We start from the raw sequence: 24,433 nt of genomic DNA, 5'->3' as shown, positions 1-24,433 counted from the left end.
ATGGCGGCGTAACAGTCGCCATCGCCCGCAGGTTCCACCAACCTCAACGCGCCATGATTTTCCATGCGCGGTGGATCTTGCCGTTTCGAGCAAAGTCCGGGTCGATGGTCTTGGCAGTGATCTCCTCGACTGCGTAGCGCTCGCTCAGGTTGGGCTCGAGCTCGAACTTGCGGAAGTTGTTGGAGAAATACAGCACGCCACCGGGTGCCAGGCGCGCCATGGCCAGGTCGATCAATTGCACCTGGTCGCGTTGCACGTCGAAGATCCCTTCCATGCGCTTGGAGTTGGAGAACGTCGGCGGGTCGATGAAGATCAGGTCGTACTCGTCACGGCAGGCATCCAGCCAGACCATCACATCGCCCTGCTCCAAACGGTTCTTGTCGGAAAAGCCGTTCAGCGACAGGTTACGCCGCGCCCAGTCCAGGTAGGTTTTCGACAGGTCGACGCTGGTGGTGCTGCGCGCCCCGCCCTTGGCGGCATGCACACTGGCCGTCGCGGTGTAGCAGTACAGGTTGAGGAAACGCTTGCCAGCCGCCTCCTGCTGGATGCGCATGCGCATCGGCCGGTGGTCGAGGAACAGACCGGTGTCGAGATAATCGGTGAGGTTCACCAGCAGCTTGACGCCACCTTCGTTGACTTCGACGAACTTGCCCTGCGCTGCCTGGCGCTCGTACTGCTTGGTGCCGCTCTGACGCTCGCGACGCTTGACCACCACGCGGCTCTTGTCGACGTTCAGCGCCTGGGGAATCGCAGCCAGGGCATCGAACATGCGCGCCGAGGCTTTTTCCGGGTCGATGGATTTTGGCGCGGCGTATTCCTGGACGTGGACCCAATCCTGATACAGGTCGATGGCCATGGAGTATTCCGGCATGTCGGCATCGTAGACGCGGTAGCAGTCGATACTCTCGCGCTTGACCCACTTGCCCAGGGCCTTGAGGTTCTTTTGCAGGCGGTTGGCGAACATTTGCCCGCCCTCGCTCAAGCGTGGCTGCTCGATCACCACCGGAGCCGGTTTGATCGGGTTGCCGTTCTTGTTGTACTTCTCGTACTTGCCCGGCGCCACGTCGTTGCCTTCGACCTGCACTTGCGCCTGCTCGCGCTCGACCTGGCGCTGTTCCGGGGTCCGACGTTCGCCGGTGACGAACTGGTCCGGGGTGACCTTGATCAGCAGCAGCTTGCACGGCAAGGCGCCGTTCCAGAACGAATACTGTTTGTGACTGCGGATGCCCATGCGCTTGCCCAGGTCCGGCGCGCCGGTGAACACCGCGGCCTCCCAGTTCAGGCAGGCCTGACGCAGGCGCTCGCCGAGGTTCTGGTAGAGATAGAGCAGGCTCGCCTCGTCGCCCAGGCGCTCGCCGTACGGCGGGTTGCAGATGACCAGGCCTTTCTGGTTCTGGTCCGGACGCGGCTCAAAGGTGCCGACTTCGCCCTGGTAGATCTTGATCCACTCACTCAGGCCAGCCCGTTCAACGTTGTTGCGACCCGGCTGAATCAGGCGCGGGTCAGCTTCGTAACCACGAATCCACAGCGGTGGCTTGGCCAGGCCGGCCGCGCAGCGCTCGGTGGCTTCTTCGTGAAGTTTTTTCCACAGTGCCGGAACGTGCCCGAGCCAGGCGGTGAAACCCCACTGCTCGCGACGCAGGTTGGGCGCCATGTCGGCGGCAATCATCGCCGCTTCGACCAGGAAGGTGCCCACACCGCACATCGGGTCAGCCAGGGCGCCGCCATCGGCAGCAATCCGCGGCCAGCCGGAACGGATCAGGATCGCCGCCGCCAGGTTTTCCTTCAGCGGCGCCGCACCCTGCTGCAGGCGGTAACCGCGCTGGTGCAGGCTGTGGCCGGACAGATCGAGGGACAGGATCGCTTCACCACGGTCCAGGCGCAGGTGAATGCGCAGGTCCGGGTTGAGTTTGTCGATCGACGGACGGTCGCCTTGCGGAGTGCGCAGCTTGTCGACGATGGCGTCCTTGACCTTCAGTGCACCGAAGTGGGTGTTGTCGATGCCCGAGCCGTGACCGCTGAACTCGACGGCCAGCGTGCCGTCGCTGAGCATGTGGTCCTGCCATTCGATGTCGAGCACGCCGTGGTACAGGTCTTCAGCGTCCTTCATCGGGAAACGCTTGAGTACCAGCAGCACCCGGTTTGCCAGGCGCGACCACAGGCACAGGCGATAGGCGGTTTCCATGGTTGCCATGCCGCGCACGGCAGAGGTGTGCTCACGCGCTTCCTCAAGGCCAAGCCCGACGGCTTCCTCGATGAGCAGGCCTTCGAGGCCTTTTGGGCAAGTGAGGAAGAGTTCGAAACGATCGGACATGGGAATTCCAGAACCTTTAGCTGAGTGAACGGGCAACGCATTGCCGGTCCGGTTTTCAATCAGGCGCTTTTCTAAAAGAACGCCCGCGTGGCACGAAGGTGTGCCGACCCACCCTTGCTGCTCGGTGTAAAGGAGCTTAGATGCAAAGACAGGCAAAAAAGTTGGTGCAACAAAATGTCATAACTCGACCCTTCGTCGAATAGTGCGCTCACTCAACGCGAGGCATTCTCACTAAGGGATTAACGTCATCATCCTGCGGGGTGCCGATCATACCGGGGTTTGACCAATAAACGCTGGCAAATATGAAGTTACTTATGGCCATACCACCTTAATGGTTACGTCCTTATGACAAAACGATCATTCCCTCGATGTGACGCATTGGTTAGAACTCATCTCAGGTTGACGCCGCAACGACGTCAACAACTTGGCTCGCGACGCCGGCAGCGAGCCCCCAACGGCAGGTTATTTCTGCCAGACCTCAATTGAGGTCAACGCGAAAAATACAGTCAACAAGTGAGGGCAACACCCTATGAGAAGACTTAAGCGTGATCCGTTGGAAAGAGCATTTTTGCGCGGATATCAATATGGCCTTGGTGGCAAATCCCGTGAGCTTTGCCCATTTACTCTACCGTCGGTACGCCAAGCCTGGATTAACGGCTGGCGAGAAGGACGCGGCGACAACTGGGACGGTATGACCGGCACTGCGGGAATCCACAGACTCAACGAACTTCACGCCGTCGGCTAATTTTACAGGGCCTAACACTCCGACACGACAATCTGAATACTGCTTGAATTAACCACGCACGCCCCATCCGGGCGGCGGGCTCCGGCCCAGGGGCTCCTTCGAGGAGCCCTTTTTTATGCCTGGGTAGAAATCCGGTCCTGAACTGTAGACACATCACCTGTGGGAGCGGGCTTGCTCGCGAATGCGGTGTATCAGTCGACATCAATGTTCGATGACAGACCGCATTCGCGAGCAAGCCCGCTCCCACAGGGGAATTAACGCAAGGCGGCTATGGCGTCCACAGACTCACGAATCAACGCAGGGCCCTTGTAGATGAACCCGGAGTAGATCTGCACCAGGCTTGCCCCAGCGGCGATTTTTTCGGCCGCGTGCTTGCCTTCGGTGATCCCGCCCACCGCGATGATCGGCAAACGACCCGCCAGCTCCGCCGCCAGCACCTTGACTGTATGCGTGCTCTTCTCGCGAACCGGGGCGCCAGACAAACCGCCCGCCTCGTCACCATGCTCCATACCTTCGACGCCAACGCGACTCAAGGTGGTATTGGTGGCGATGACGGCGTCCATTCCGGTCTCAATCAGGGCCTGGGCGACCTGGGCCGTTTCTTCATCGGTCATGTCCGGCGCGATCTTTATGGCCAGCGGCACATGTTTGCCGTGGCGCAAGGCCAGTTCCGCGCGGCGGGTGGCCAGGTCAGCGAGCAATTGCTTGAGCGAATCACCAAATTGCAGGCTGCGCAGCCCAGGTGTGTTCGGCGAACTGACGTTGACCGTCACATAGCTGGCGTGGGCGTACACCTTGTCCAGGCAGATCAGGTAGTCATCCACGGCGCGCTCGACCGGCGTATCGAAATTCTTGCCGATGTTGATACCCAGCACGCCCTTGTATTTCGCCGCAGCCACCCGGGCCAGCAAATGATCGACGCCCAGGTTGTTGAAGCCCATGCGATTGATGATTGCTTCGGCTTCCGGCAGACGGAAGATCCGCGGCTTGGGATTGCCCGGCTGCGGACGCGGGGTAATGGTGCCTATTTCGACAAAACCGAAACCCAGTTGGGCAAAACCGTCAATGGCCGCGCCGTTCTTGTCCAGGCCCGCAGCCAGGCCTACCGGATTGGGGAAATCCAGGCCCATGACGGTCACCGGCTTCTTCGCCGGGGCCTTGCACAGCATGCCGTTGAGCCCCAGGCGTCCGCCCGCGCCGATCAAGTCCAGGGACAGATCGTGGGAGGTTTCTGGAGAAAGTTTGAACAACAGCTGACGGGCCAGGGTGTACATGGGCGGCTTTGACTCTGGGCGGTGAAAAGTGGCGGCGATTATAGCCGGGGTGGAGGGTGGCGTGCGAGAGACCGGTTAAAACGAGTTCGGCAGATTGGTTCGCTCAGCAGCCGCAATCACCGGACAGTCGAATCGATACCCCTGACCATATACAGTCGCGATGAAGTCCCGGTTCTCCTTCAACAGCTTGCGCAACACGTAGATACAGCGGGTCAGGGACTCCTCGGCGGCGTCGGTCTCGGGCCAGACCGCGCCCAGCAACAGGTCCTTGCTGACCACCCTGCCGGCCGAACCCAGCAGCAGGCGCAGCACGCATAATTCTTTGGGCGGAACGTGGACGACCTTGCCCCGGTGCATCAGGGTGCCGTCATTGTGAAGCTGCCACTGGTCAAAGACGAATGACTCGGGTGTGAATGAATCAGTACCGCTGTTCATTGTTCGCAATCCCCTATGGTTGTGCGCTTCCAGGCTCAACGATGAGTGGCGCGACTATAGAGAATCGGGCGACAGCCTTCCGTAGGACTCCCGACTTACCAATCAGGGGAAATGTCGATCCTGCATGTAGGATTGTTTACCGCCATTCAAACACCTGCCTCACGGCCGAAGGATGGTGCACAGCTCCTCGTGCACCGCCATGAAGTGGTCCAGGGCCTGGGAAAAATGGCGGGCGTTGACCAGTGCCTGGTCGTTGGTCTGCAGGCGCAATTCAAGCTGCCCCTGCACCTCGCACAGATGCAGTTGCCCAGTGCGAGACCAGGGGCAGCCCTGGAGCAATATGCGCAGCAGGTCGACTGCGCAATGTCGCAGCAGCTCGGGCCTGGATTCCATGACTGTCGACCAGATCACCACGTCGCCCTCCACGTCCGCCACATGGATGCTGGGCAGATCGGCCATCCGCAGGTCGAGGGTGCTGCGGTCGTCAAAGTGCATCGGCGGCCTGCCCGCGCAGGTGCTGTACAACAGCGCTTCGTTCAGCAGTCGGGCAATCTCCGCGTGTCTCATTCAGCGTTGATCCTTATGGCAATTGGAGGAACGCGGCAGGATGGATCACGCAGCGGCTTGAATCCTGATGAAAAGCTGATGATCGCTGGCATATGCCTTGCACCAATACTTGCATCAGTGCTCGGACCAACGTCGGACATGAGCGCAAAGACAATGGCGTCGCCACCCGGCTCTGCTCGCGCATGGATCGGTGGCGACGTCTTTTTTATAGGTGCACAGTCAATGAATGAACCCTCCGCCGGCCCGTTGGCCTGGGTCAATGGCAGCGATGCCCCGGAAAAGACCGAAATCAACCTCGGTTTCATGGCCCTGAGCGACTGTGCCTCCGTGGTCGTCGCCGCCACCCAGGGCTTTGCCCAGCCTTACGGCCTGACCCTTAACCTCAAGCGCCAGTCCTCCTGGGCGAACCTGCGCGACAAGCTGGTCAGCGGCGAACTGGATGCCGCCCACAGCCTGTACGGCTTGATTTACGCGGTTCACTTGGGCATCGGTGGCATCGCGGGCACCGACATGGCGGTGCTGATGGGCCTGAACCAGAATGGTCAGAGCATCAACCTTTCCCCCGGCTTGCAGGCGCTTGGCGTGACCAGTCCTGAGGCGCTGGATCGCCACGTGCACCAAAGTCGCCCACGACTGACGTTTGCCCAGACTTTTCCCACCGGCACCCACGCCATGTGGCTGTACTACTGGCTGGCAAGCCAGGGCATCCATCCGCTGCAGGACGTCGACAGTGTGGTGGTGCCGCCGCCGCAGATGGTTGCGCACCTGCAGGCTGGACGTATCGACGGCTTCTGCGTGGGCGAACCCTGGTCCGCCAGCGCGGTGAAACAAAACCTCGGATTTACCCTGGCGACTACCCAGGCCATCTGGCCCGATCACCCGGAGAAAGTCCTGGGCTGCACGCGCACCTTCGTCGAGCAGTACCCCAATACGGCCCGCGCCCTGGTCATGGCGATTCTCGAGGCCAGCCGCTTTATCGAAGCCAGCAGCGAAAACCGTCGCAGCACCGCGCAATTGCTCAGTGCCCAGCAATACCTCGATGCGCCGCTCGACTGCATCGAGCCGCGACTGCTGGGTGAGTACGCCGACGGCCTCGGTAATCGCTGGCAGGACCCACACGCCCTGCGCTTTCATGGTGATGGCGAGGTCAATCTGCCTTATCTGTCCGATGGCCTGTGGTTCATGACGCAATTCCGGCGTTGGGGATTGTTGCGCGACGATCCGGATTATCTCGCGGTCGCCCGGCAAGTTCAGCAGCTCGACCTGTACCGCGAAGCCGCCAGCGCCGTGGGTGTCGCCTGCCAGCCTGGGGATATGCGCCGCAGCCAGCTGATCGACGGCAAGGTCTGGGACGGCTCGGACCCTGCCGGCTATGCACACAGTTTCAAGCTGCATGCCCTGAATGCCCCCTCTGCACTATTCGCCAGCCGCTGAACAGGAGATTGCCGACATGTTGCGAATCCTGCTGATCAACGACACGGCGAAAAAAGTCGGACGCCTCAAGGCCGCGCTCACCGAAGCCGGTTTCGAGGTGATCGACGAGTCCGGCCTGACCATCGACCTGCCCGCACGCGTCGAAACGGTGCGTCCGGACGTGATTCTGATCGATACCGAGTCACCGAGCCGCGACGTCATGGAGCAGGTGGTGCTGGTAAGCCGCGACCAGCCAAGGCCGATCGTAATGTTTACCGACGAACACGACCCGGACGTGATGCGCCAGGCGATCAAGTCCGGGGTCAGTGCCTACATTGTCGAAGGCATTCACGCACAGCGCTTGCAGCCGATTCTCGATGTGGCCATGGCGCGGTTCGAGAGTGACCAGGCCCTGCGCGCGCAGCTGCACGCCCGGGATCAGCAGCTGGCTGAACGCAAGCGCATAGAACTGGCCAAGGGCTTGCTGATGAAGATGAAGGACTGCAACGAGGAAGAGGCCTACACCTTGATGCGCCGCCAGGCGATGAGCCGGCAGCAGAAGCTGATTCAGGTGGCCGAGCAGATCATTACGATGAGTGAGCTGCTGGGCTGACGTTGGAGGGTGGCTGTGCGAGCGCTATCGCGAGCAGGCTCACTCCTACAGGGTTCACCGCCCTCTGTAGGAGTGAGCCTGCTCGCGATGGCCACACCTCGGTCCAACTGGTTGGCACAATTCTGGCTAAGTAATCACCACAGGTAACCAACGGCGGTTGCCCCACCTACGACAAAGACGTCGCTCACCTTGTTTGCCCCTGGCGAATCCGGTAGCGGCGTTTTTTCGTTTTGGCCCCACAGCACGGGGTCGGTGGTGCGGCCGTCAAGGCGCCCCATCTGCTAGCTCATGGTTCCCACTCGAGACTCTTCACAGCTGAGGTGCGCGATGAATTCAAGCTTCTGGAAATCCGGCCATACCCCGACTCTGTTCGCGGCGTTCCTCTATTTCGACCTGAGTTTCATGGTCTGGTACCTGCTCGGCCCCCTGGCGGTGCAAATAGCCACCGACCTGCAGCTGACTACCCAACAACGCGGCCTGGTCGTAGCCACGCCCATTCTGGCCGGGGCGATACTGCGCTTCATCATGGGCATGCTGGCGGATCGCCTTTCGCCTAAAACCGCCGGGATCATTGGCCAGGTAATCGTCATCTGCGCGCTGTTCGTGGCCTGGAAGCACGGCATCCACAGCTACGAACAAGCGTTGTTGCTGGGGTTGTTCCTCGGCATGGCCGGCGCATCGTTTGCCGTGGCCTTGCCCCTGGCTTCGCAGTGGTATCCGCCGCAACACCAAGGCAAGGCCATGGGCATCGCGGGCGCGGGCAATTCCGGCACGGTGCTGGCCGCATTGATCGCCCCGGTACTGGCGGCCGCGTTCGGCTGGAGCAACGTGTTTGGTTTCGCCCTGATCCCGTTGATCCTGACCCTCGTGGTTTTCACCTGGCTGGCGAAAAACGCCCCGGAGCGCCCAAAAGCCAAGTCGGTCACCGACTACTTCAAGGCGCTGGGCGATCGTGACAGCTGGTGGTTCATGTTCTTCTACAGCGTGACGTTCGGCGGCTTCATCGGCCTGGCCAGCGCCCTGCCCGGCTATTTCAACGATCAATATGGGCTGAGCCCGGTTACCGCCGGTTACTACACCGCCGCCTGCGTGTTTGGCGGCAGCCTGATGCGCCCCCTGGGCGGTGCGCTGGCAGACCGGTTCGGCGGGATTCGCACGCTGTTGGCGATGTACACCGTAGCAGCCGTGTGCATTGCAGCAGTCGGCTTTAACCTGCCAAGTTCCTACGCTGCTCTGGCACTTTTCGTCTGCACCATGCTCGGTTTGGGGGCAGGCAATGGCGCGGTTTTCCAACTGGTTCCGCAGCGCTTTCGTCGGGAAATCGGCGTGATGACCGGCTTGATCGGCATGGCAGGCGGCATTGGCGGCTTCGCCCTGGCAGCCGGCATGGGCGCCATCAAGCAGAGTACCGGCAGCTACCAGCTGGCCTTGTGGTTGTTCGCCAGCCTGGGAGTGCTCGCCTGGTTCGGCCTGCATGGCGTCAAGCGTCGCTGGAGAACCACCTGGGGTTCTGCCGCAGTCACCGCCGCCCGGGTCTGAAGGCGCAATGAGTCTGCAGCTGAGTTTCGCCGAAGCCAGCGCCATCGGGCCGCGCGAGGAGAACCAGGACGCCCTGCGCCTGGTGACACCGACCCCGGCGCTGGCCGCGAGCAAGGGCTACCTGTTCGCGATTGCCGATGGGGTCAGCCAATGCGCCGACGGCGGGCTGGCGGCCCGCTCGACCTTGCAGGCACTGGCACAGGATTACTACGCGACCCCGGAAACCTGGGCAGTTGCCCAGGCTTTGGATCGCTTGCTGCTGGCGCAGAACCGCTGGCTGCAGGCCAATGGCGGCGGGCAACCGCTACTAACCACTGTCAGCGCCCTGGTGGTTCGCGGCCGGCGCTTCACCCTGGCGCACGTGGGTGATTGCCGGGTGTATCGCTGGCATGCCGGCAAGCTGCAGCGCATCAGCGAGGATCACGTCTGGGATCAGCCCGGCATGCAGCATGTGCTCAAGCGCGCCATGGGCCTGGACCAGCATCTGGTGCTGGATTTCCTCGACGGCGAGTTGCGCCTGGATGAGAGCTTTGTCCTGCTCAGCGACGGCGTCTGGGCGGTGCTGGGCGACACGGCGATCGCGGCGATCCTGCGCGACCAGCCGGATCTGCACAGCGCCGCGCAAACCCTGGTCAGTGCCGCGCACCTGGCGGGCAGCCAGGACAACGCCAGCGCGCTGCTGGTGCGGGTGGATGCCCTGGGCGAAACCAGCATCGGCGATGCCCTGGTGCACTTGCAGCAATGGCCGTTGCCGCCGGCGCTCAAGTCGGGGCAGATGTTTGAGGGCTGGCAAGTCGACGCCATACTCGCGCAGAGCCAGCAATCGCTGCTCTACCGGGTGCATGACGGGCAGCAACAGCCCTGGTTGCTGAAAACCCTGCCCGGGCGCCTGTACGACGACCACCAGGCCGGGCAGGCCTTGCTGGCAGAAGAGTGGTTTCTCAAGCGAGTGGCCGGGCGGCACTTTCCTGAAGTCCATCCCGCCTCCCAACGTCAGCATTTGTACTACGTGATGCGGGAATATTCCGGTTCGACCCTGGCGGCACTCTATGCCGACGCCGGCCCGCTGCCGCTGGCTCACTGGCTGGACCTGGCAGAGCGTCTTTTGCGCGCGGTCGGCATGCTGCATCGCCGGCAAATCCTGCATCGCGACATCAAGCCGGAGAACCTGCTGCTGGGGGATGACGGCGAGCTGCGGCTGCTGGATTTTGGCCTCGCCTATTGTCCGGGTCTGTCCCAGGACCAAGTCTGCGCCCTGCCCGGAACCCCGACGTACATTGCCCCGGAAGCCTTTGGCGGTGCTGCGCCGACCCCACAACAGGACCTGTACTCGGTCGGGGTGACCCTGTATTTCCTGCTGACCGGGCACTATCCCCATGGCGAGATCGAAGCGTTCCAGCGCCCGCGTTTTGGCGTGCCGGTCAGTGCCAGCCGCTACCGCCCGGACCTGCCGGAGTGGATCGCGCAGAGCCTGGAGCAAGCTGTTGCGGTTGATCCGGCCCAGCGCTTTGAAACGGCGGAACAATGGTTGCTGGTTCTGGAGCAGGGCGAGCGACGCAGCTTGAGCGTTCGACCCAGGCCGCTGCTGGAGCGCGAGCCGGTGAAGGTTTGGCGGACTGTGGCGTTGGTGATGTTGGTGGTGAACGTGGTGCTGCTGGTTTTAGTGTTTCAGAGCTGATAGCGGGTCGCGCACTTCGCGAGCAAGCCCGCTCCCACAATTGGACCGCATATCTCCATGGTTACCCGGTCAACTGTGGGAGCGGGCTTGCTCGCGAAGACGCACTCAAAGACGCTCCATTTCCGGGCGACGCGCATTCATTCGGTGCACCACATCGAACGCTGTAAAGAAAACACACAGCGCTTCTCCCATTAAATCCGCCGTCTGACGACTTTGGCACAACCACTGCATTACCTCCCCCAACAGACATAAAGCCCATCCTCAACGAAGAGGGCTGCGCTTCCCGATAGAACGGGACAAGGACAAAGGCGTCCTCGCTAGGCAACTAGCGGGACGCCTTTTTTTTGTTTGCGCGAAATTTCTCGAAGACGCCGGAGAACCTGATGAAAAAATTGAAACTGGTGATGATCGGCAACGGCATGGCCGGGGTTCGCACCCTGGAGGAACTGCTCAAGCTGAGCAACGACCTGTACGACATCACCGTCTTCGGCGCCGAACCCCATACCAACTACAACCGCATCCTGCTGTCGCCGGTCTTGGCCGGCGAGCAGACATTCGAAGAGATCGTGCTCAACGACCTCGACTGGTATCACGACAACCACATCAAGCTGTTGCTTAACCGCAAAGTGGTGCAGATCGACCGGGTACGGCGCCGGGTGATCGCCGATGACGGCACCGAAGCCGAGTACGACCGCCTGCTGATCGCCACCGGCTCGACACCTTTCATCCTGCCGATTCCGGGCAATACTTTGCAGGGCGTGATCGGCTACCGCGACATCGCCGACACCCAGGCGATGATCAATACTGCCAAGACCCACACCCACGCGGTGGTCATCGGCGGTGGCCTGCTCGGCCTCGAAGCGGCTAATGGCCTGATGCTGCGCGGCATGCATGTCACCGTGGTGCACATCGGCGAGTGGCTGCTGGAGCGGCAGCTGGACAAGACCAGCGGCCAGCTGCTGCAAACCGCCCTCGAAAGCCGCGGCCTGCACTTTCGCCTGCGCGAACAGACCCAGGCACTGCACGACGCCGGCAATGGCCGGGTCGGCTCGGTGCAATTCACCAACGGCGACGTGATCCCTGCCGACCTGGTGGTGATGGCAGCCGGTATTCGGCCCTGCATCGAGCTCGCGGAGCAATCCGGGCTTCCCTGCAGCCGCGGAATCCTGGTCAACGACACCCTGCAAACCTACGACCCGCGCATCTATGCGATCGGCGAATGCGCCAGCCATCGGGGCACTGCCTACGGCCTGGTCGCGCCGCTGTTCGAACAGGCCAAGGTCTGCGCCAACCATCTGGCCCAGCTGGGTTTCGCCACTTACAAGGGCTCGGTGACTTCGACCAAGTTGAAGGTGACCGGTATCGATCTGTTTTCCGCCGGTGATTTCATGGGCGGCGAAGGTACGGAAACCATCACCCTGTCCGACCCGATCGGCGGAATCTACAAAAAACTGGTGATCAAGGATGACGTCCTGGTCGGCGCTTGCCTGTACGGCGATACCGCAGACGGCGCCTGGTATTTCCGGCAGATCCGCGAGAACCAGGACATCGAGCACATCCGTGACCACTTGATGTTTGGCGATAGCTGCTTGCCAACATTGCGGGAAGCAAGCTGATGGACCGGCAAATCACCGCTTCGACCTGCTGCTACTGCGGGGTCGGCTGCGGCGTGCTGATCGAACATGACGGCGAGCGCATTCTCGGCGTCAGCGGCGATCCGACGCACCCGGCCAACTTCGGCAAATTGTGCAGCAAGGGCTCGACCTTGCACCTGACGGGCGATCTGGCGGCGCGAGCGCTGTACCCGGAATTGCGCCTGGGTAAATCCCTGGCCCGCAGCCGCACCGACTGGGACACCGCCCTCGATCACGCCGCCAGCGTCTTCGCCCGCACCATCGCCGAGCACGGCCCCGACAGCGTGGCGTTCTACATCTCCGGACAATTGCTGACCGAGGATTACTACAGTTTCAACAAGCTGGCGCGAGCGCTGGTGGGCACCAACAACATCGACAGCAATTCGCGCCTGTGCATGTCTTCGGCAGTGGTCGGCTACAAGCGCAGCCTCGGCGCAGACGCCCCGCCCTGCAGCTACGAAGACCTGGAGTCGAGTGATTGCGTGATGATCGTTGGCAGTAATATGGCCTACGCCCACCCGGTGCTTTTCCGACGCCTGGAAGAGGCCAAATCCCGCCGGCCGCAAATGAAAGTCATCGTTATCGACCCCCGTCGGACCGACACCTGCGACCTGGCCGACCTGCATTTGGCGATTCAGCCCGGCAGCGATGTCGCCCTGTTCCACGGGATCCTGCATCTATTGTTGTGGGAAGACTGGATTGATCGCGACTTTATCAAGGCGCACACCCAAGGCCTGCCGGAGCTGAAAAACCTGGTGCGCGACTACACCCCGCAAATGGTCGCGCAACTGTGCGGGATCAGCCTCGAACAACTGCAGCAATGTGCGCAGTGGGTGGGAACCTCGCCGACTTTCCTGTCGTTATGGTGCATGGGGCTCAACCAGTCCACAGCGGGCAGCGCCAAGAACAGCGCGCTGATAAATCTGCACCTGGCCACCGGGCAAATCGGTCGTCCAGGTGCAGGATCTTTCTCGCTGACCGGTCAGCCCAATGCCATGGGCGGACGCGAAACCGGCAGTCTGTCGAACTTGCTGCCAGGCCATCGCGAAGCCGCCAATGCCCAGCATCGTGCAGAAGTGGCGGCCTACTGGGGCGTTGAGCAACTGCCGCACAGCACCGGCCTGACCGCGATCGAGCTGTTCGAGCAGGTCCGTAGCGGTCGGATCAAAGCCCTGTGGATCGCCTGTACCAACCCTGCGCAATCGCTGCCCGACCAGAATGCCGTGCGCGAAGCCCTGCAGGCGTGCCCGTTCGTGGTCTTGCAGGAAGCCTTTCGCACTACGGAAACCGCAGCCTTCGCCGACCTGTTGCTGCCTGCCGCCAGTTGGGGAGAAAAGGATGGCACCGTCACCAACTCCGAACGGCGCGTTTCCCACGTGCGCCAGGCCGTTGTCGCACCTGGCGAAGCCCGGCCGGACTGGGCCATCACGGTGGATTTCGCACGCCGCCTGGAACACCATCTGCGCCCACAGCAAACCAGCCTGTTTGCCCTGGACTCTGCGGCGCAGATCTTTGATGAGTACAAGCAGCTGACCCATGGCCGCGACCTGGACCTGTCGGGACTCAGCCACGCCTTGATCGACCAGATTGGCCCGCAGCAATGGCCGTTCCCTTGCGGTGCCAGCCAAGGCACAGCGCGGCTGTACGCTGACGGGGTGTTCCCGACCGCCAACGGTCGCGCCCAATTCGTCGCCGACCCTTTTTGCGCAGCCAAGGAACAACGCGATTCTCAGTTTCCCCTGACCTTGATCACCGGGCGCCTGCGCGATCAATGGCACGGCATGAGCCGCACCGGTACCGCCGCGCAGTTGTTCGGTCACGTCAGTGAAGCGGTGCTGAGCCTGCACCCGGATGAACTGCGCCGCCACCGCTTGCAGTCCGGCGACCTGATCAGCCTGGAGAGTCGGCGCGGCGCGGTGATTCTACCGGTGGCGAGTGACGAGAACGTACGGCCGGGGCAGGCGTTTTTACCCATGCACTGGGGTGACCGGTTTCTCAAAGGCGGGGTTAATACGCTGACTCAACCGGCCTTCGACCCCTTGTCGAAACAGCCTGAACTGAAGCACAGCGCTGTACGAATTGATCCGGTAGAACTGCCGTGGCAGCTGTTTGCCCTGGTCGAAGGCAATGTTCAACAGCGATTTGAGCGCCTGCGATCGCTCTGCGAGGAATTTTCCTACGTCAGCCTAAGCCTGAGTGGCCGTGAGCGCCCAGCGTTGCTTATACGCGCTGCCAGCGCCTCGGCGCCTGCTGCTTCGCTGTTACGCGACATCGATCAATGCCTGGGCCTGGACCAGGGCGCGGTGCTGGCCTACGACGACGAACGGCGCTCGATCGGCAAACGGGTGCGCATCGAGGACGGCAGAATCATCGCCATCCGCCTGGCCGGAGAAACCCTGGCCCAGCACTGGCTGCACAACCTGTGGCTCGAAGGGCGCACCACTGAACAACTGCGGCGCTGGATGTTGGCCCCCTTGATTGCACCACCCGGCGGCGACGGCGCCGCCGTTGGCATGGCCAATAAAATCCTCTGCAACTGCCGCAACGTCAGCCACACCGCAGTCTGCGCCGGCATCGGCCGAGGCTTGGATTTGCAGGGGCTTAAACAGGAACTGGGTTGCGGCACGCAGTGCGGTTCGTGCGTCCCGGAAATCAAACGACTACTGGCCGCCACGGCGCGAGCGATCGCTGTTATCTCGTGAGGAAAACACTATGAGCGCAAAAGTCTGGCTGGTGGGTGCGGGTCCTGGCGACCCGGAATTGTTGACCCTCAAAGCGGTACGCGCCATGCGCGACGCAGATGTGGTGCTGATCGACGACCTGGTCAATGAAGCAGTCCTGGAACACTGTCCCCATGCGCGAATCATTGCCGTGGGCAAGCGCGGCGGCTGTCGCTCCACGCCACAGGCGTTCATCCATCGCCTGATGTTGCGCTACGCGCGCCAGGGTAAGTGCGTGGTGCGGCTCAAAGGCGGTGACCCGTGCATTTTCGGCCGTGGCGGAGAGGAAGCACAATGGTTGCGTGAGCGTGGTGTTGAGGTTGAGCTGGTCAATGGCATCACGGCGGGGCTTGCCGGCGCGACCCAGTGCGACATTTCCCTGACCCTGCGCGGAGTAGCCCGGGGAGTGACGCTGGTGACGGCGCATACCCAGGACGGCAGCAGCCTGAATTGGCAGGCACTGGCCCAGGGCGGCACAACGCTGGTGGTGTACATGGGGGTGGCGAAACTGAGCGAGATCCGCGAGCAACTGCTCGCCGGCGGCATGGCACCGGAAACGCCGGTGGCCATGATCGAAAACGCCTCCCTGCCCCATCAGCGCGAATGCCGCAGCGACCTGAGCGCCATGGAACAGGCCGCCAGCGCGTTCGAACTGAAGAGCCCGGCGATTCTGGTGATTGGGGCTGTGGCAAAGGATCAAAAGATCGCAGCCTGCGGCAGCTCCTACGCAATGGCATCAGGCCTCTAGACCATAGGAGCCTGCTTGCTGGCGATCGTCGCAGCGCGGTGTACCTGGCGTACCGCCATCGCTGGCAAGCCAGGCTCCTACACAATCATGTGCAAGCCCCAGGTCCTGTGTACACCACCAAACCGTAGGAGCCTGCTTGCTGGCGATCACTGCCACGCGGTGTGCCAGGCGTACCGCCATCGCTGGCAAGCCAGGCGCCTACAAAATCATGTGCAAGCCCCAGGTCCTGTGTACACCACCGAACCGTAGGAGCCTGCTTGCTGGCGATCACTGCCACGCGGTGTGCCAGGCGCACCGCCATCGCTGGCAAGCCAGGCTCCTACACAATCATGTGCAAGCCGCAGGTGCTGTGTACACCACCGAACCGTAGGAGCCTGCTTGCTGGCGATCACTGCTACGCGGTGTGCCAGGCGCACCGCCATCGCGAGCAAGCTTTGCTCCTACTGGCTTGCCGAGCCAAATCGCAGGCAAAGAAAAGCCCGGCCTAAGCCGGGCTTTTCTCAGAGCTGCGAGCTAATTACTTAGCTTGAGCTTCAACCTGCGCTTCTACGCGACGGTTTACAGCGCGGCCAGCGTCAGTTGCGTTGTCAGCAACTGGGCGGGATTCGCCGTAACCAACGGACTGAACGCGGGACGACTCAACACCGTACTGGTTGGTCAGAACTTGCTTAACGGCGTTTGCACGACGCTCAGACAGTTTCTGGTTGTAAGCGTCAGGACCGACGGAGTCAGTGTGACCTTCAACAGTGGTGCTGGTGGATGGGTACTGCTTCATGAAGTCAGCCAGGTTCTTGATGTCGCCGTAGCTGTTGGTTTTAACAACAGATTTGTCGAAATCGAACTTAACGTCCAGCTCTACACGAACAACTTCAGCAACTGCTGGGCAGCCGTCAGCGTCAACAGTTACGTTGGCTGGGGTGTCCGGGCACTTGTCAACGTTGTCGCATACGCCGTCGTTGTCGCTGTCGGAGCAGACTTCAGCTGGTGCTGGAACTGGAGCAGCAGCAGGCTTGGAGCCGCCACCGAAGTTCACACCGATACCGACGCTAGGAGCCCACTCAGTGTCGCCCTGGTCGATGTTGTATTGAGCTTCAACGCCAGCACGGGCGTAGAAGTTCTCGGTGAAGTACAGCTTGGCACCGCCGCCAACGTTGGCGAAGGTGGAACGGTTACGACCGTTCGAGCCGTTCTGATCGATGCTCTGATCGGAGAAACCAGCCGAGACGTATGGACGAACCATGTCGCCTGGGTTGTTGAAGTGGTACAGAGCGTCCAGAGCGGTGTTAGCGCCCTTGATGTTCTGGCCGCTGTCGGAACGGACATTGTGCACTTCGTCGTAGGCCAGACGCAGTTCAACGTCGTCAGTCAGGAAGTAACCTACGGAACCGCCGAACAGGTTGCCGTCATTCTTGAAGTTACGAGCGCTGTCGAATTGTTCTTTCTTAGCGAAGCCTTCGATTTCAACTGCGCCTTGGCCTTGTGCCAGAGCGCCGAACGAAGTGGCAGCAATAAGAGAACCAATGGCCAAGCCCAAGGTGTTTTTCAGTTTCATCCGTTAAATCCCCATCTGGTGATTGTGAAGCAGTCCCGCAAACCGGGGGACAACTCGGCGGCAAGTCTATCAGAACTTGCCTACACGTAAGAGATATTTGCGTCGAACTAAGTTTCAGCCACGCCTGCAAATTTCTCACGCAATTTATCTAGAGCACGTTTGTAACGCATTTTTGTCGCACTCAAACCCATGTGCATGATGTCTGCGATCTCCTGAAATTCCAGCTCTGCGACAAATCGTAGCACCAGAATTTCGCGGTCAATCGGGTTCACATACACCAGCCAGCGATCAAGTCCACCCTTTTCCTCGGCTTTGGGCATCTTTTCTTCAGATGCTTCCTCGAGGGGGTCCAGACTCAAAGCGTCCATCAAGCGACGCTTACGCCGTTCCTTCCGATACTGCGTGATGCATTCGTTGTACGTGATGCTGTAGAGCCATGTCTTGAACTTCGATTTCCCCTCGAAGTTCTTCAGGCCATACAACACCTTCAACATCACTTCCTGACAGACATCGTCCGCGTCGCGATCGTTCCCAAGATATCGTGCGCAGACGTTAAATAATGTTCTCTGGTAACGCCGCATCAGTTCTTCATAGGCGCGCGTTACGTGAAACAGCTCGGTGTGCGAGCGCGCGACCAACTCCTCATCAGAGAGCTCGCGGGGGTCGTAGCGCGTGGAGAGCGATTGAGCTTTATTCAAAACAAGTCGGGCCGACAGTCAGGTCAATGTCCGCCGCAGCCCTTTCCAGGGCAATTTGCGGCGGCATACATTAGCAGGGTTTGCCGGGTTAGCGGCTACTCACATGCTGCTCCAGGAGGATCCGATTGGAGAGAGAGACTAGCTCACCCTCGTCGGTCAGCAATGTGGTTTTAACCGTGCCGATCTCTTCGATCTGGCCTTCGACCTCGCCAACACGCACTTGTTGCCCAACCTGATACAACTCACGCACATAGATTCCCGCAAGAATCTGACCGGCAATTTCCCGGCTTCCCAAGCCCATGGCCAGCGCTACTGCCAGACCAACGGTAATCAAAACGATCACGATCACATGGTTGAGCAGGTCAGTCTTGACCTCCAACTGGCTGATCGCCACCGAAATACTGATGATGATCACCAGGCCCTGAGCGATTCGCCCCAGGCCCGATGCGTAATCCAGCCCCACACCCTCTGCGGCTCCGCGCACCAGCCCGTTGGCCAGTTGCGCCAGAAGCACACCCACCAGCAGCACCAGCGCGGCGCCGAAAACCTTCGGCAAATACAGCGCGAGCATGTCTAGCGTAGCTGAGACTCGCTCAAGTCCAAGAGATTCCGCAGCAGATACCAAAAAAATCAGCAGAACGAACCAATAGACGATTTTACCAATCAATGTCGAGATTGGCACCTGCAGCCCGGCGCGGGACAGCAGCTTGGTCAGCCCGGTGCCGCCCATCAGGCGATCAAGGCCGAGTTTGGCGAGCAATTTGGAGAGCAGCGTGTCGAGCAACTTGGCCACCACGAAGCCCAGGAGCAGCACCACCAGTGCGCCAAAGAGGTTCGGGATGAAGTTTGCAACCTTGGTCCATAACGCAGTCATTGCAGTGACGAGGCTCTGAGTCCAGAGATCAAGTTCCATATTCAATCAGCCTTATCAGCAGTGCGAACGTTAGGTTTACGGTGACGGGAAACCGGCGACACATGGGCCGATCCGTTATTCAGGGCGATCATCAGCGCGGGCAACCAGCGGCCCAGCAGGCTGAACAGATCACCGGCGCCGACCTGGCGGTTGGCGGTTTTCAATACACGCCCAAGGCACGCATCGTCGTCCCGAGTGGACGGTGATGCCTTGAGCATGTCGCGCAAAGACTGTTCAAACGGATCGTGCATACGCACCTCTCGTGATGTCTGTGAAAGACGCGACCAAATTTGCCCGGGTCACATGACGCATGTTCAGACCCACCGCAAACGACGGAATAACCACCATTGCCCGAGTGCCACCGAGATCATCATCAGGCAGGCAACAAGGAAGCCATAAGGGCTCTCGGAGAACGGAATTCCGCCCACATTGATACCCAGTAGGCCGGTCAGGAAACTCATCGGCAAAAAGATCCCGGTGATGATCCCGAAACGGTACATCGTGCGGTTCATGCGCACGCTCAAACGCCGGTCTTCGGCCTCGAGGACCAGCCCCACCCGCTCCCTCGTCAATTCCAGCTCTTCGAGATAACGGGTCAGGCTGTTGTTCAATTCGTTCCAGTAATCGGCATCGTCATCGACGAACCAGGGGAGTTTGATCCGCGTCAGCTGGCCGAAAATATCCCGCTGCGGAGCCAGGAATCGTTTCAGCGCCGCAGCCCTGCGACGGATCTGCAAAATGGCCCCATGCTCAGGCGTATACCGTTCGTCGGCATCCAGCTTTTCTTCTTCCTCATCGACCACTTCGGAGAGGCAACTGACCAGATCCTGCACCTTGTTGGTAAGGAACTGCGCCATATAAAGGATGAGTTCAGAGGCGGTTTTCGGCCCTTTGCCTTCATCGAGTTGCACCAGCAACTCATCGGTGGCCCGCAAAGGACGCAGACGCAGGGAAATCACCCGCTGCGCCGAGCCGAAGATGCGGACCGAGACCATGTCTTCGGGTTCAGCCCCCGGGTTGAGATTGATTCCGCGCAGGAACAGCAGCAACTCGGAGTCCGGCAGCGGCAACAGGCGCGGCCGGGTATTCTCTTCAAGCAGCAGGTCGCAGCTGAACTCAGTCAGGCCGCTGTATTTGCGCAGCCAGGTCTGGGTCTGCGGGTGACTGCGGTCCCAGTGCAGCCACAGGCTTTCGTGGGCCTGCAACTGCAAGTCATCGAGCTCAGTCCGGGCTATCGAACGCGCACCGCCTTTACCATCCAGCACCAGGGCATGCACCAGCCCCCACTGCGCGTTGTCTTCCTCGAACATCCTCACCCCTAAGTTGGTCGTGCGCTGTTACTCGGGCATCTGCAGCGGGCTTGGCGAGATGATCACGCCGTTGTTGTCCGCATAAATGTAATGGCCTGGATGGAACGTCACGCCGGCAAATGTCACCGGAACATTGAGTTCACCGATTCCGCGGCGGTCGGACTTGCGCGGGTGACTGGCGAGGGCCTGAACCCCAAGGTCGGTCTGCGCGATGATATCGACGTCGCGGATGCAGCCGTAGATCACCAGCCCGGCCCAGCCGTTCTTCGCAGCCTTCTCGGCCAGCATGTCGCCCAGCAACGCATGACGCAGGGAGCCTCCCCCATCGACCACCAGCACCTTGCCATTGCCCTCAAGCTCGACCTGTTCCTTGACCCGCGAGTTGTCTTCGAAGCACTTGATGGTCACGATTTCGCCGCCGAAGGAATCACGGCCACCAAAATTGCTGAACATGGGTTCCAGCACCTGGACCAGCTCCGGGTAGGCGTCGCACAGGTCAGGCGTGATGTAATGGTTCATCGAGAAACTCCTGTAGAGAGGAAGACAATCGAGGATGTCGCAAAGTGACCAGAAAAGCTTGATGCGTCATATCTTAGCCGCAACCCGGTGAGAGCGAAATGCCCTTGATAGAGCCCCAGGCTCAAATTGCCGCGGCAAAATCAGCCTGCCCGCCCAGCAGCGGCGTCCGCTGATCTGCCAGCCAGCGCGCCACCAACGGCCACACTTCAGCCTGCGCCGCTTTGCTGACGAGCATTTCGACGTGACCGAAATTATCGGTGAATCCCTGCTCCCGGCCCAGATTGACGAACTGCTTGTGTTCCGAGCCGATTTGGTCGAACAGCTTGCGACAGGCCCAGGCCGGGTCCTGGTGATCACCCGCAGCGCTCACCGCGAGTACCGGCAATTGCACGTCCGCCAACCCCGCCCACCAATCCTTGTCCGCGTCGCCAAAGCGCCCGAACAGGCCGTACCAGCGCATGCTTTCCAGGGCCAGGCCGATCGGCTCGTCCTCCGGGCCGCGCTTGAGCCTTGAGCCGGACAGTTGGGCAAAGCGCTTGAGGATGAAGCGCCCGCCCCACTCCAACGGTGGAATTTTCAGCGGCCAATAAGTGCGGCTGACCTGTGTTCCGAAGAACGCGGCAGACGCTACCACCGCCTCATCGATGTACTGGCCACCCAGCGCTGCCGCCAGGGTAATGCCCCCCAGCGAATGGCCGATCCAGTGTGCGGGCTGGCCACTCTGCTCGCGCACGAACGCGCCGATGGCCGGCAGGTCGTAGCGCGCGTAGTCGCTGACGCGGTTCTGGCGATACCCCTGGTTGCGCTGGGACAGGCCGTGGCCGCGCATTTCCGGGATCCACACATCAAAACCGAGGCGGGCCAGGTAAGCACCCAGCCCCAGGCCTTTGGGGGAAAACCAGAATCGGCGATTGGAGAAGCTGCCATGCAACAGAATGACCGGCACGCCGCGCTGCGCTGGCTCATCGGCCATGCCCAGGCGCGTCACGGCCAGCTCGACGGTACCGTCAGGGCTGTTGGCGGGTTTCAAACGATAGACGTCTTCGCTCAGATCACTGCGGCGTTCAGCGCTGATCAGGGCGACAGGAAATAGGTTGCTGCTGCTTTGCATAATGCTCTTGCACAAAAAAGGGCGGCTTCCAGAGGAGCCCGCCCTACTTCAATCTCAAAAGACGGCCGCCCTGACTTTATGTCGACCCCTGTAGGAGCCTGCTTGCTGGCGATGCAGGCACCACGGTCTGTCGAGAAAACCGTGGTGATGCAATCGCCGGCAAGCAGGCTCCTACAAAGGCATGGCAGCGGCCGGTCTCACACCGTTACGCCGAAGCTTGGCCTTCCGCCAGGAAGAACCAGGTTTCCAGTACGGAGTCCGGGTTCAGCGAAACGCTTTCGATGCCCTGCTCCATCAGCCACTTGGCCAGGTCCGGGTGGTCCGAAGGCCCCTGCCCGCAAATGCCGATGTACTTGCCGGCCTTGTTGCACGCGGCAATGGCGTTGGCCAGCAGCTTTTTCACCGCCGGGTTACGCTCGTCGAACAGGTGGGCGATGATCCCGGAGTCACGGTCCAGGCCCAGGGTCAGCTGGGTCAGGTCGTTGGAACCGATGGAGAAGCCGTCGAAGAACTCGAGGAACTCTTCCGCAAGGATCGCGTTGGATGGCAGTTCGCACATCATGATGATGCGCAGACCGTTCTCGCCGCGGGCCAGGCCATTTTCCGCCAGCAGGTCGATCACCTGGCTCGCTTCGCCGAGGGTACGGACGAACGGCACCATGATCTCAACGTTGGTCAGGCCCATCTCGTTGCGCACACGCTTGAGGGCACGGCACTCGAGTTCGAAGCAGTCGCGGAACGACTCGCTGATGTAACGCGAGGCACCACGGAAGCCCAGCATCGGGTTTTCTTCTTCCGGCTCGTAGAGCTTGCCGCCGATCAGGTTGGCGTATTCGTTGGACTTGAAGTCCGACAGGCGCACGATGACCTTTTTCGGGGTGAACGCCGCAGCCAGGGTGCTGATGCCTTCAACCAGCTTGTCGACATAGAAGTCCACAGGATCGTTGTAACCGGCGATGCGCTTGTCAACGCTGTCCTTGATGTCTTGCGGCAGGCCGTCGTAATTCAGCAGCGCCTTGGGGTGCACGCCGATCATGCGGTTGATGATGAACTCCAGACGGGCCAGGCCCACACCGGCGTTCGGCAGTTGCGCGAAGTCGAATGCACGGTCCGGGTTACCGACGTTCATCATGATCTTGAACGGCAGGTCAGGCATGGCATCGACGGAGTTTTTCTTGATGTCGAAGCCCAGCTCACCTTCGAAGATGTAACCGGTGTCGCCTTCCGCGCAGGAAACAGTCACGCCCTGGCCATCTTTCAACAGCTGGGTGGCGTTGCCGCAACCGACCACGGCCGGGATGCCCAGCTCGCGAGCGATGATCGCCGCGTGGCAGGTACGACCACCACGGTTGGTGACGATGGCGCTGGCGCGCTTCATGACCGGTTCCCAGTCCGGGTCGGTCATGTCGGAAACCAGGACGTCGCCCGGCTGGACCTTGTCCATCTCGGACACGTCCTTGATGATGCGCACCTTGCCCGCGCCGATGCGCTGGCCGATGGCACGACCTTCAACCAGCACGGTGCCGGTTTCTTTCAACAGGTAACGTTCCATGACGTTGGCCTGGGTACGGCTCTTCACGGTTTCCGGACGAGCCTGAACGATGTAGAGCTTGCCGTCGTCACCGTCTTTGGCCCACTCGATGTCCATCGGGCACTGGTAGTGCTTCTCGATGATCATCGCTTGTTTGGCCAGTTCGCTGACTTCGGCGTCGCTCAGGCAGAAACGTGCACGGTCAGCCTTGTCGACGTCGATGGTTTTCACCGATTTGCCGGCCGTGGCGACTTCGCCGTAGATCATCTTGATGGCTTTGCTGCCCAGGTTGCGGCGCAGGATGGCCGGACGACCGGCCGCCAGCGTGCCCTTGTGGACATAGAACTCATCCGGGTTCACCGCGCCTTGTACGACGGTTTCACCCAGGCCGTAGGCGCCGGTGATGAACACCACGTCACGGAAACCCGATTCGGTATCGAGGGTAAACATCACGCCGGCGGTGCCGGTTTCGGAGCGGACCATGCGCTGCACGCCAGCCGACAGGGCGACCAGCTTGTGGTCGAAGCCCTGGTGCACGCGGTAGGAGATCGCACGGTCGTTGAACAGCGAAGCGAACACCTCTTTGGCGGCGCGAATAACGTTTTCGACACCACGGATGTTCAGGAAGGTTTCCTGCTGACCGGCGAAGGAAGCATCCGGCAGGTCTTCGGCGGTAGCGGAAGAGCGCACGGCCACGGCCATGTCAGGGTTGCCGGCCGACAGCGTGGCGAACGCGGTGCGGATCTCGGCGTTGAGCTTCTCGGGGAACTCGGCTTCCATGATCCATTGACGGATCTGGGCGCCGGTCTTGGCGAGGGCGTTGACATCGTCGACGTCAAGCGCGTCGAGGGCGGCGTGGATCTGGTCGTTCAGGCCGCTGAGTTCAAGAAAATCACGATAAGCCTGAGCTGTCGTGGCGAAGCCACCGGGCACCGATACACCGGCACCTGCAAGGTTGCTGATCATCTCGCCCAGGGATGCGTTCTTGCCCCCCACATGCTCAACATCGTGTTTGCCGAGCTTATCGAGGGAAACTACGTACTCTACCAAGGTGATCTCTCCACTAACTGTGTTGGAAAAGCTCAGAAGCCGGCTGCCCTGAGGAGCGTTTACCGGCTG

At 60.9% G+C, this 24,433-nt stretch carries 19 protein-coding genes and 1 pseudogene; 8 read left to right on the top strand and 12 right to left on the bottom strand.

The genetic code is table 11. The features are described from left to right. Positions 1-43: 43 nt before the first annotated feature. The gene (gene rlmKL, locus ORL50_RS14660; protein ID WP_266016089.1) at positions 44-2,314 is read right to left on the bottom strand and encodes a bifunctional 23S rRNA (guanine(2069)-N(7))-methyltransferase RlmK/23S rRNA (guanine(2445)-N(2))-methyltransferase RlmL; all 2,271 of its coding nucleotides are present in this window, start codon (positions 2,312-2,314) and stop codon (positions 44-46) included. 529 nt (positions 2,315-2,843) lie between these two features. On the opposite strand from rlmKL, the gene rmf reads away from it, so the two are divergent. Further along, a complete protein-coding gene (gene rmf / locus ORL50_RS14655; protein WP_266016087.1) occupies positions 2,844-3,059 on the top strand; it encodes a ribosome modulation factor in 216 nt (71 codons plus the stop codon). A 254-nt stretch (positions 3,060-3,313) separates the two neighbouring features. Here the strand turns inward: rmf and ORL50_RS14650 are convergent, their stop codons facing one another. The 3 genes from ORL50_RS14650 to ORL50_RS14640 all read right to left on the bottom strand — a co-directional run bounded on the left by ORL50_RS14650 (position 3,314) and on the right by ORL50_RS14640 (position 5,335). After that, positions 3,314-4,333, bottom strand: a complete 1,020-nt coding sequence (locus tag ORL50_RS14650) for a quinone-dependent dihydroorotate dehydrogenase (RefSeq protein WP_266016085.1) — start codon at positions 4,331-4,333, stop codon at positions 3,314-3,316. A 75-nt stretch (positions 4,334-4,408) separates the two neighbouring features. Continuing rightward, positions 4,409-4,768, bottom strand: a complete 360-nt coding sequence (locus ORL50_RS14645; protein WP_266016083.1) for a winged helix-turn-helix domain-containing protein — start codon at positions 4,766-4,768, stop codon at positions 4,409-4,411. Positions 4,769-4,927: 159 nt separating this feature from the next. Further along, on the bottom strand, positions 4,928-5,335 hold the full coding sequence (locus ORL50_RS14640; RefSeq protein ID WP_266016081.1) for an InvB/SpaK family type III secretion system chaperone: 408 nt from the start codon (positions 5,333-5,335) through the stop codon (positions 4,928-4,930). 222 nt (positions 5,336-5,557) lie between these two features. On the opposite strand from ORL50_RS14640, the gene ORL50_RS14635 reads away from it, so the two are divergent. From ORL50_RS14635 to cobA, 7 genes and pseudogenes are all read left to right on the top strand, one after another. Continuing rightward, positions 5,558-6,769, top strand: coding sequence for a CmpA/NrtA family ABC transporter substrate-binding protein (locus ORL50_RS14635; protein WP_266016078.1), 1,212 nt, complete (start codon positions 5,558-5,560; stop codon positions 6,767-6,769). A gap of 16 nt (positions 6,770-6,785) precedes the next feature. Then, complete coding sequence (locus ORL50_RS14630) at positions 6,786-7,361, top strand: ANTAR domain-containing response regulator (RefSeq protein WP_266016077.1); 576 nt, start codon at positions 6,786-6,788, stop codon at positions 7,359-7,361. Between the two features lie 327 nt (positions 7,362-7,688). Beyond that, complete coding sequence (locus tag ORL50_RS14625; protein WP_266016075.1) at positions 7,689-8,900, top strand: nitrate/nitrite transporter; 1,212 nt, start codon at positions 7,689-7,691, stop codon at positions 8,898-8,900. Between the two features lie 7 nt (positions 8,901-8,907). After that, the gene (locus ORL50_RS14620) at positions 8,908-10,578 is read left to right on the top strand and encodes a bifunctional protein-serine/threonine kinase/phosphatase (protein WP_266016073.1); all 1,671 of its coding nucleotides are present in this window, start codon (positions 8,908-8,910) and stop codon (positions 10,576-10,578) included. Positions 10,579-10,961: 383 nt separating this feature from the next. Continuing rightward, positions 10,962-12,170 (top strand): annotated as a pseudogene (locus ORL50_RS14615) (NAD(P)/FAD-dependent oxidoreductase); the annotation flags it as partial. A 23-nt stretch (positions 12,171-12,193) separates the two neighbouring features. Next, positions 12,194-14,914 (top strand): nitrate reductase, encoded by a 2,721-nt coding sequence (locus ORL50_RS14610; protein ID WP_266016071.1) that lies wholly within the window; start codon positions 12,194-12,196, stop codon positions 14,912-14,914. A gap of 10 nt (positions 14,915-14,924) precedes the next feature. Next, positions 14,925-15,680, top strand: coding sequence for a uroporphyrinogen-III C-methyltransferase (gene cobA / locus ORL50_RS14605; protein WP_266016069.1), 756 nt, complete (start codon positions 14,925-14,927; stop codon positions 15,678-15,680). 517 nt (positions 15,681-16,197) lie between these two features. Here the strand turns inward: cobA and ORL50_RS14600 are convergent. From ORL50_RS14600 to ppsA, 8 genes are all read right to left on the bottom strand, one after another. Then, the gene (locus tag ORL50_RS14600; protein ID WP_122838091.1) at positions 16,198-17,232 is read right to left on the bottom strand and encodes an OmpA family protein; all 1,035 of its coding nucleotides are present in this window, start codon (positions 17,230-17,232) and stop codon (positions 16,198-16,200) included. Positions 17,233-17,339: 107 nt separating this feature from the next. Beyond that, positions 17,340-17,930, bottom strand: a complete 591-nt coding sequence (gene sigX / locus ORL50_RS14595; RefSeq protein WP_045060998.1) for an RNA polymerase sigma factor SigX — start codon at positions 17,928-17,930, stop codon at positions 17,340-17,342. Positions 17,931-18,018: 88 nt separating this feature from the next. Then, positions 18,019-18,843, bottom strand: a complete 825-nt coding sequence (locus ORL50_RS14590; protein WP_008048604.1) for a mechanosensitive ion channel family protein — start codon at positions 18,841-18,843, stop codon at positions 18,019-18,021. Between the two features lie 2 nt (positions 18,844-18,845). Beyond that, the gene (locus tag ORL50_RS14585) at positions 18,846-19,094 is read right to left on the bottom strand and encodes a CrfX protein (RefSeq protein WP_266016042.1); all 249 of its coding nucleotides are present in this window, start codon (positions 19,092-19,094) and stop codon (positions 18,846-18,848) included. Positions 19,095-19,157: 63 nt separating this feature from the next. Beyond that, positions 19,158-20,153 carry a zinc transporter ZntB gene (locus ORL50_RS14580; RefSeq protein ID WP_266016040.1) on the bottom strand — a complete coding sequence of 332 codons (996 nt, stop codon included), beginning with the start codon at positions 20,151-20,153 and terminating at the stop codon, positions 19,158-19,160. Between the two features lie 27 nt (positions 20,154-20,180). Continuing rightward, entirely contained in the window at positions 20,181-20,672 is a 492-nt protein-coding gene (gene rraA, locus ORL50_RS14575; RefSeq protein WP_266016038.1) for a ribonuclease E activity regulator RraA, read from the bottom strand. Positions 20,673-20,793: 121 nt separating this feature from the next. After that, complete coding sequence (locus tag ORL50_RS14570; RefSeq protein WP_266016036.1) at positions 20,794-21,783, bottom strand: alpha/beta fold hydrolase; 990 nt, start codon at positions 21,781-21,783, stop codon at positions 20,794-20,796. A 205-nt stretch (positions 21,784-21,988) separates the two neighbouring features. Continuing rightward, positions 21,989-24,364: a phosphoenolpyruvate synthase gene (gene ppsA / locus ORL50_RS14565; RefSeq protein ID WP_266016034.1), complete on the bottom strand. Its 2,376-nt coding sequence runs from the start codon at positions 24,362-24,364 to the stop codon at positions 21,989-21,991. Positions 24,365-24,433: the final 69 nt, after the last annotated feature.

The organism is Pseudomonas sp. RIT-562 (assembly GCF_026241895.1).
In the GTDB taxonomy this organism is placed as follows: Bacteria; Pseudomonadota; Gammaproteobacteria; order Pseudomonadales; family Pseudomonadaceae; genus Aquipseudomonas; species Aquipseudomonas mandelii_F.
The sequence above is the reverse complement of the archived record's forward strand: the minus strand, read 5'-3'. Positions and strand labels throughout refer to the sequence as shown.

Excerpts from the sequence above, each read along its gene's own strand:
- ORL50_RS14600 (WP_122838091.1), bottom strand. The coding sequence starts at position 17,232 with ATGAAACTGAAAAACACCTTGGGCTTGGCCATTGGTTCTCTTATTGCT.
- ORL50_RS14645 (WP_266016083.1), bottom strand. The coding sequence starts at position 4,768 with ATGAACAGCGGTACTGATTCATTCACACCCGAGTCATTCGTCTTTGAC.
- ORL50_RS14635 (WP_266016078.1), top strand. The coding sequence starts at position 5,558 with ATGAATGAACCCTCCGCCGGCCCGTTGGCCTGGGTCAATGGCAGCGAT.
- ORL50_RS14630 (WP_266016077.1), top strand. The coding sequence starts at position 6,786 with ATGTTGCGAATCCTGCTGATCAACGACACGGCGAAAAAAGTCGGACGC.
- ORL50_RS14590 (WP_008048604.1), bottom strand. The coding sequence starts at position 18,843 with ATGGAACTTGATCTCTGGACTCAGAGCCTCGTCACTGCAATGACTGCG.
- ORL50_RS14580 (WP_266016040.1), bottom strand. The coding sequence starts at position 20,153 with ATGTTCGAGGAAGACAACGCGCAGTGGGGGCTGGTGCATGCCCTGGTG.
- ORL50_RS14610 (WP_266016071.1), top strand. The coding sequence starts at position 12,194 with ATGGACCGGCAAATCACCGCTTCGACCTGCTGCTACTGCGGGGTCGGC.
- ORL50_RS14620 (WP_266016073.1), top strand. The coding sequence starts at position 8,908 with ATGAGTCTGCAGCTGAGTTTCGCCGAAGCCAGCGCCATCGGGCCGCGC.
- rlmKL (WP_266016089.1), bottom strand. The coding sequence starts at position 2,314 with ATGTCCGATCGTTTCGAACTCTTCCTCACTTGCCCAAAAGGCCTCGAA.
- rmf (WP_266016087.1), top strand. The coding sequence starts at position 2,844 with ATGAGAAGACTTAAGCGTGATCCGTTGGAAAGAGCATTTTTGCGCGGA.
- ORL50_RS14585 (WP_266016042.1), bottom strand. The coding sequence starts at position 19,094 with ATGCACGATCCGTTTGAACAGTCTTTGCGCGACATGCTCAAGGCATCA.
- ORL50_RS14570 (WP_266016036.1), bottom strand. The coding sequence starts at position 21,783 with ATGCAAAGCAGCAGCAACCTATTTCCTGTCGCCCTGATCAGCGCTGAA.
- rraA (WP_266016038.1), bottom strand. The coding sequence starts at position 20,672 with ATGAACCATTACATCACGCCTGACCTGTGCGACGCCTACCCGGAGCTG.
- cobA (WP_266016069.1), top strand. The coding sequence starts at position 14,925 with ATGAGCGCAAAAGTCTGGCTGGTGGGTGCGGGTCCTGGCGACCCGGAA.
- ORL50_RS14650 (WP_266016085.1), bottom strand. The coding sequence starts at position 4,333 with ATGTACACCCTGGCCCGTCAGCTGTTGTTCAAACTTTCTCCAGAAACC.
- ORL50_RS14640 (WP_266016081.1), bottom strand. The coding sequence starts at position 5,335 with ATGAGACACGCGGAGATTGCCCGACTGCTGAACGAAGCGCTGTTGTAC.
- ORL50_RS14625 (WP_266016075.1), top strand. The coding sequence starts at position 7,689 with ATGAATTCAAGCTTCTGGAAATCCGGCCATACCCCGACTCTGTTCGCG.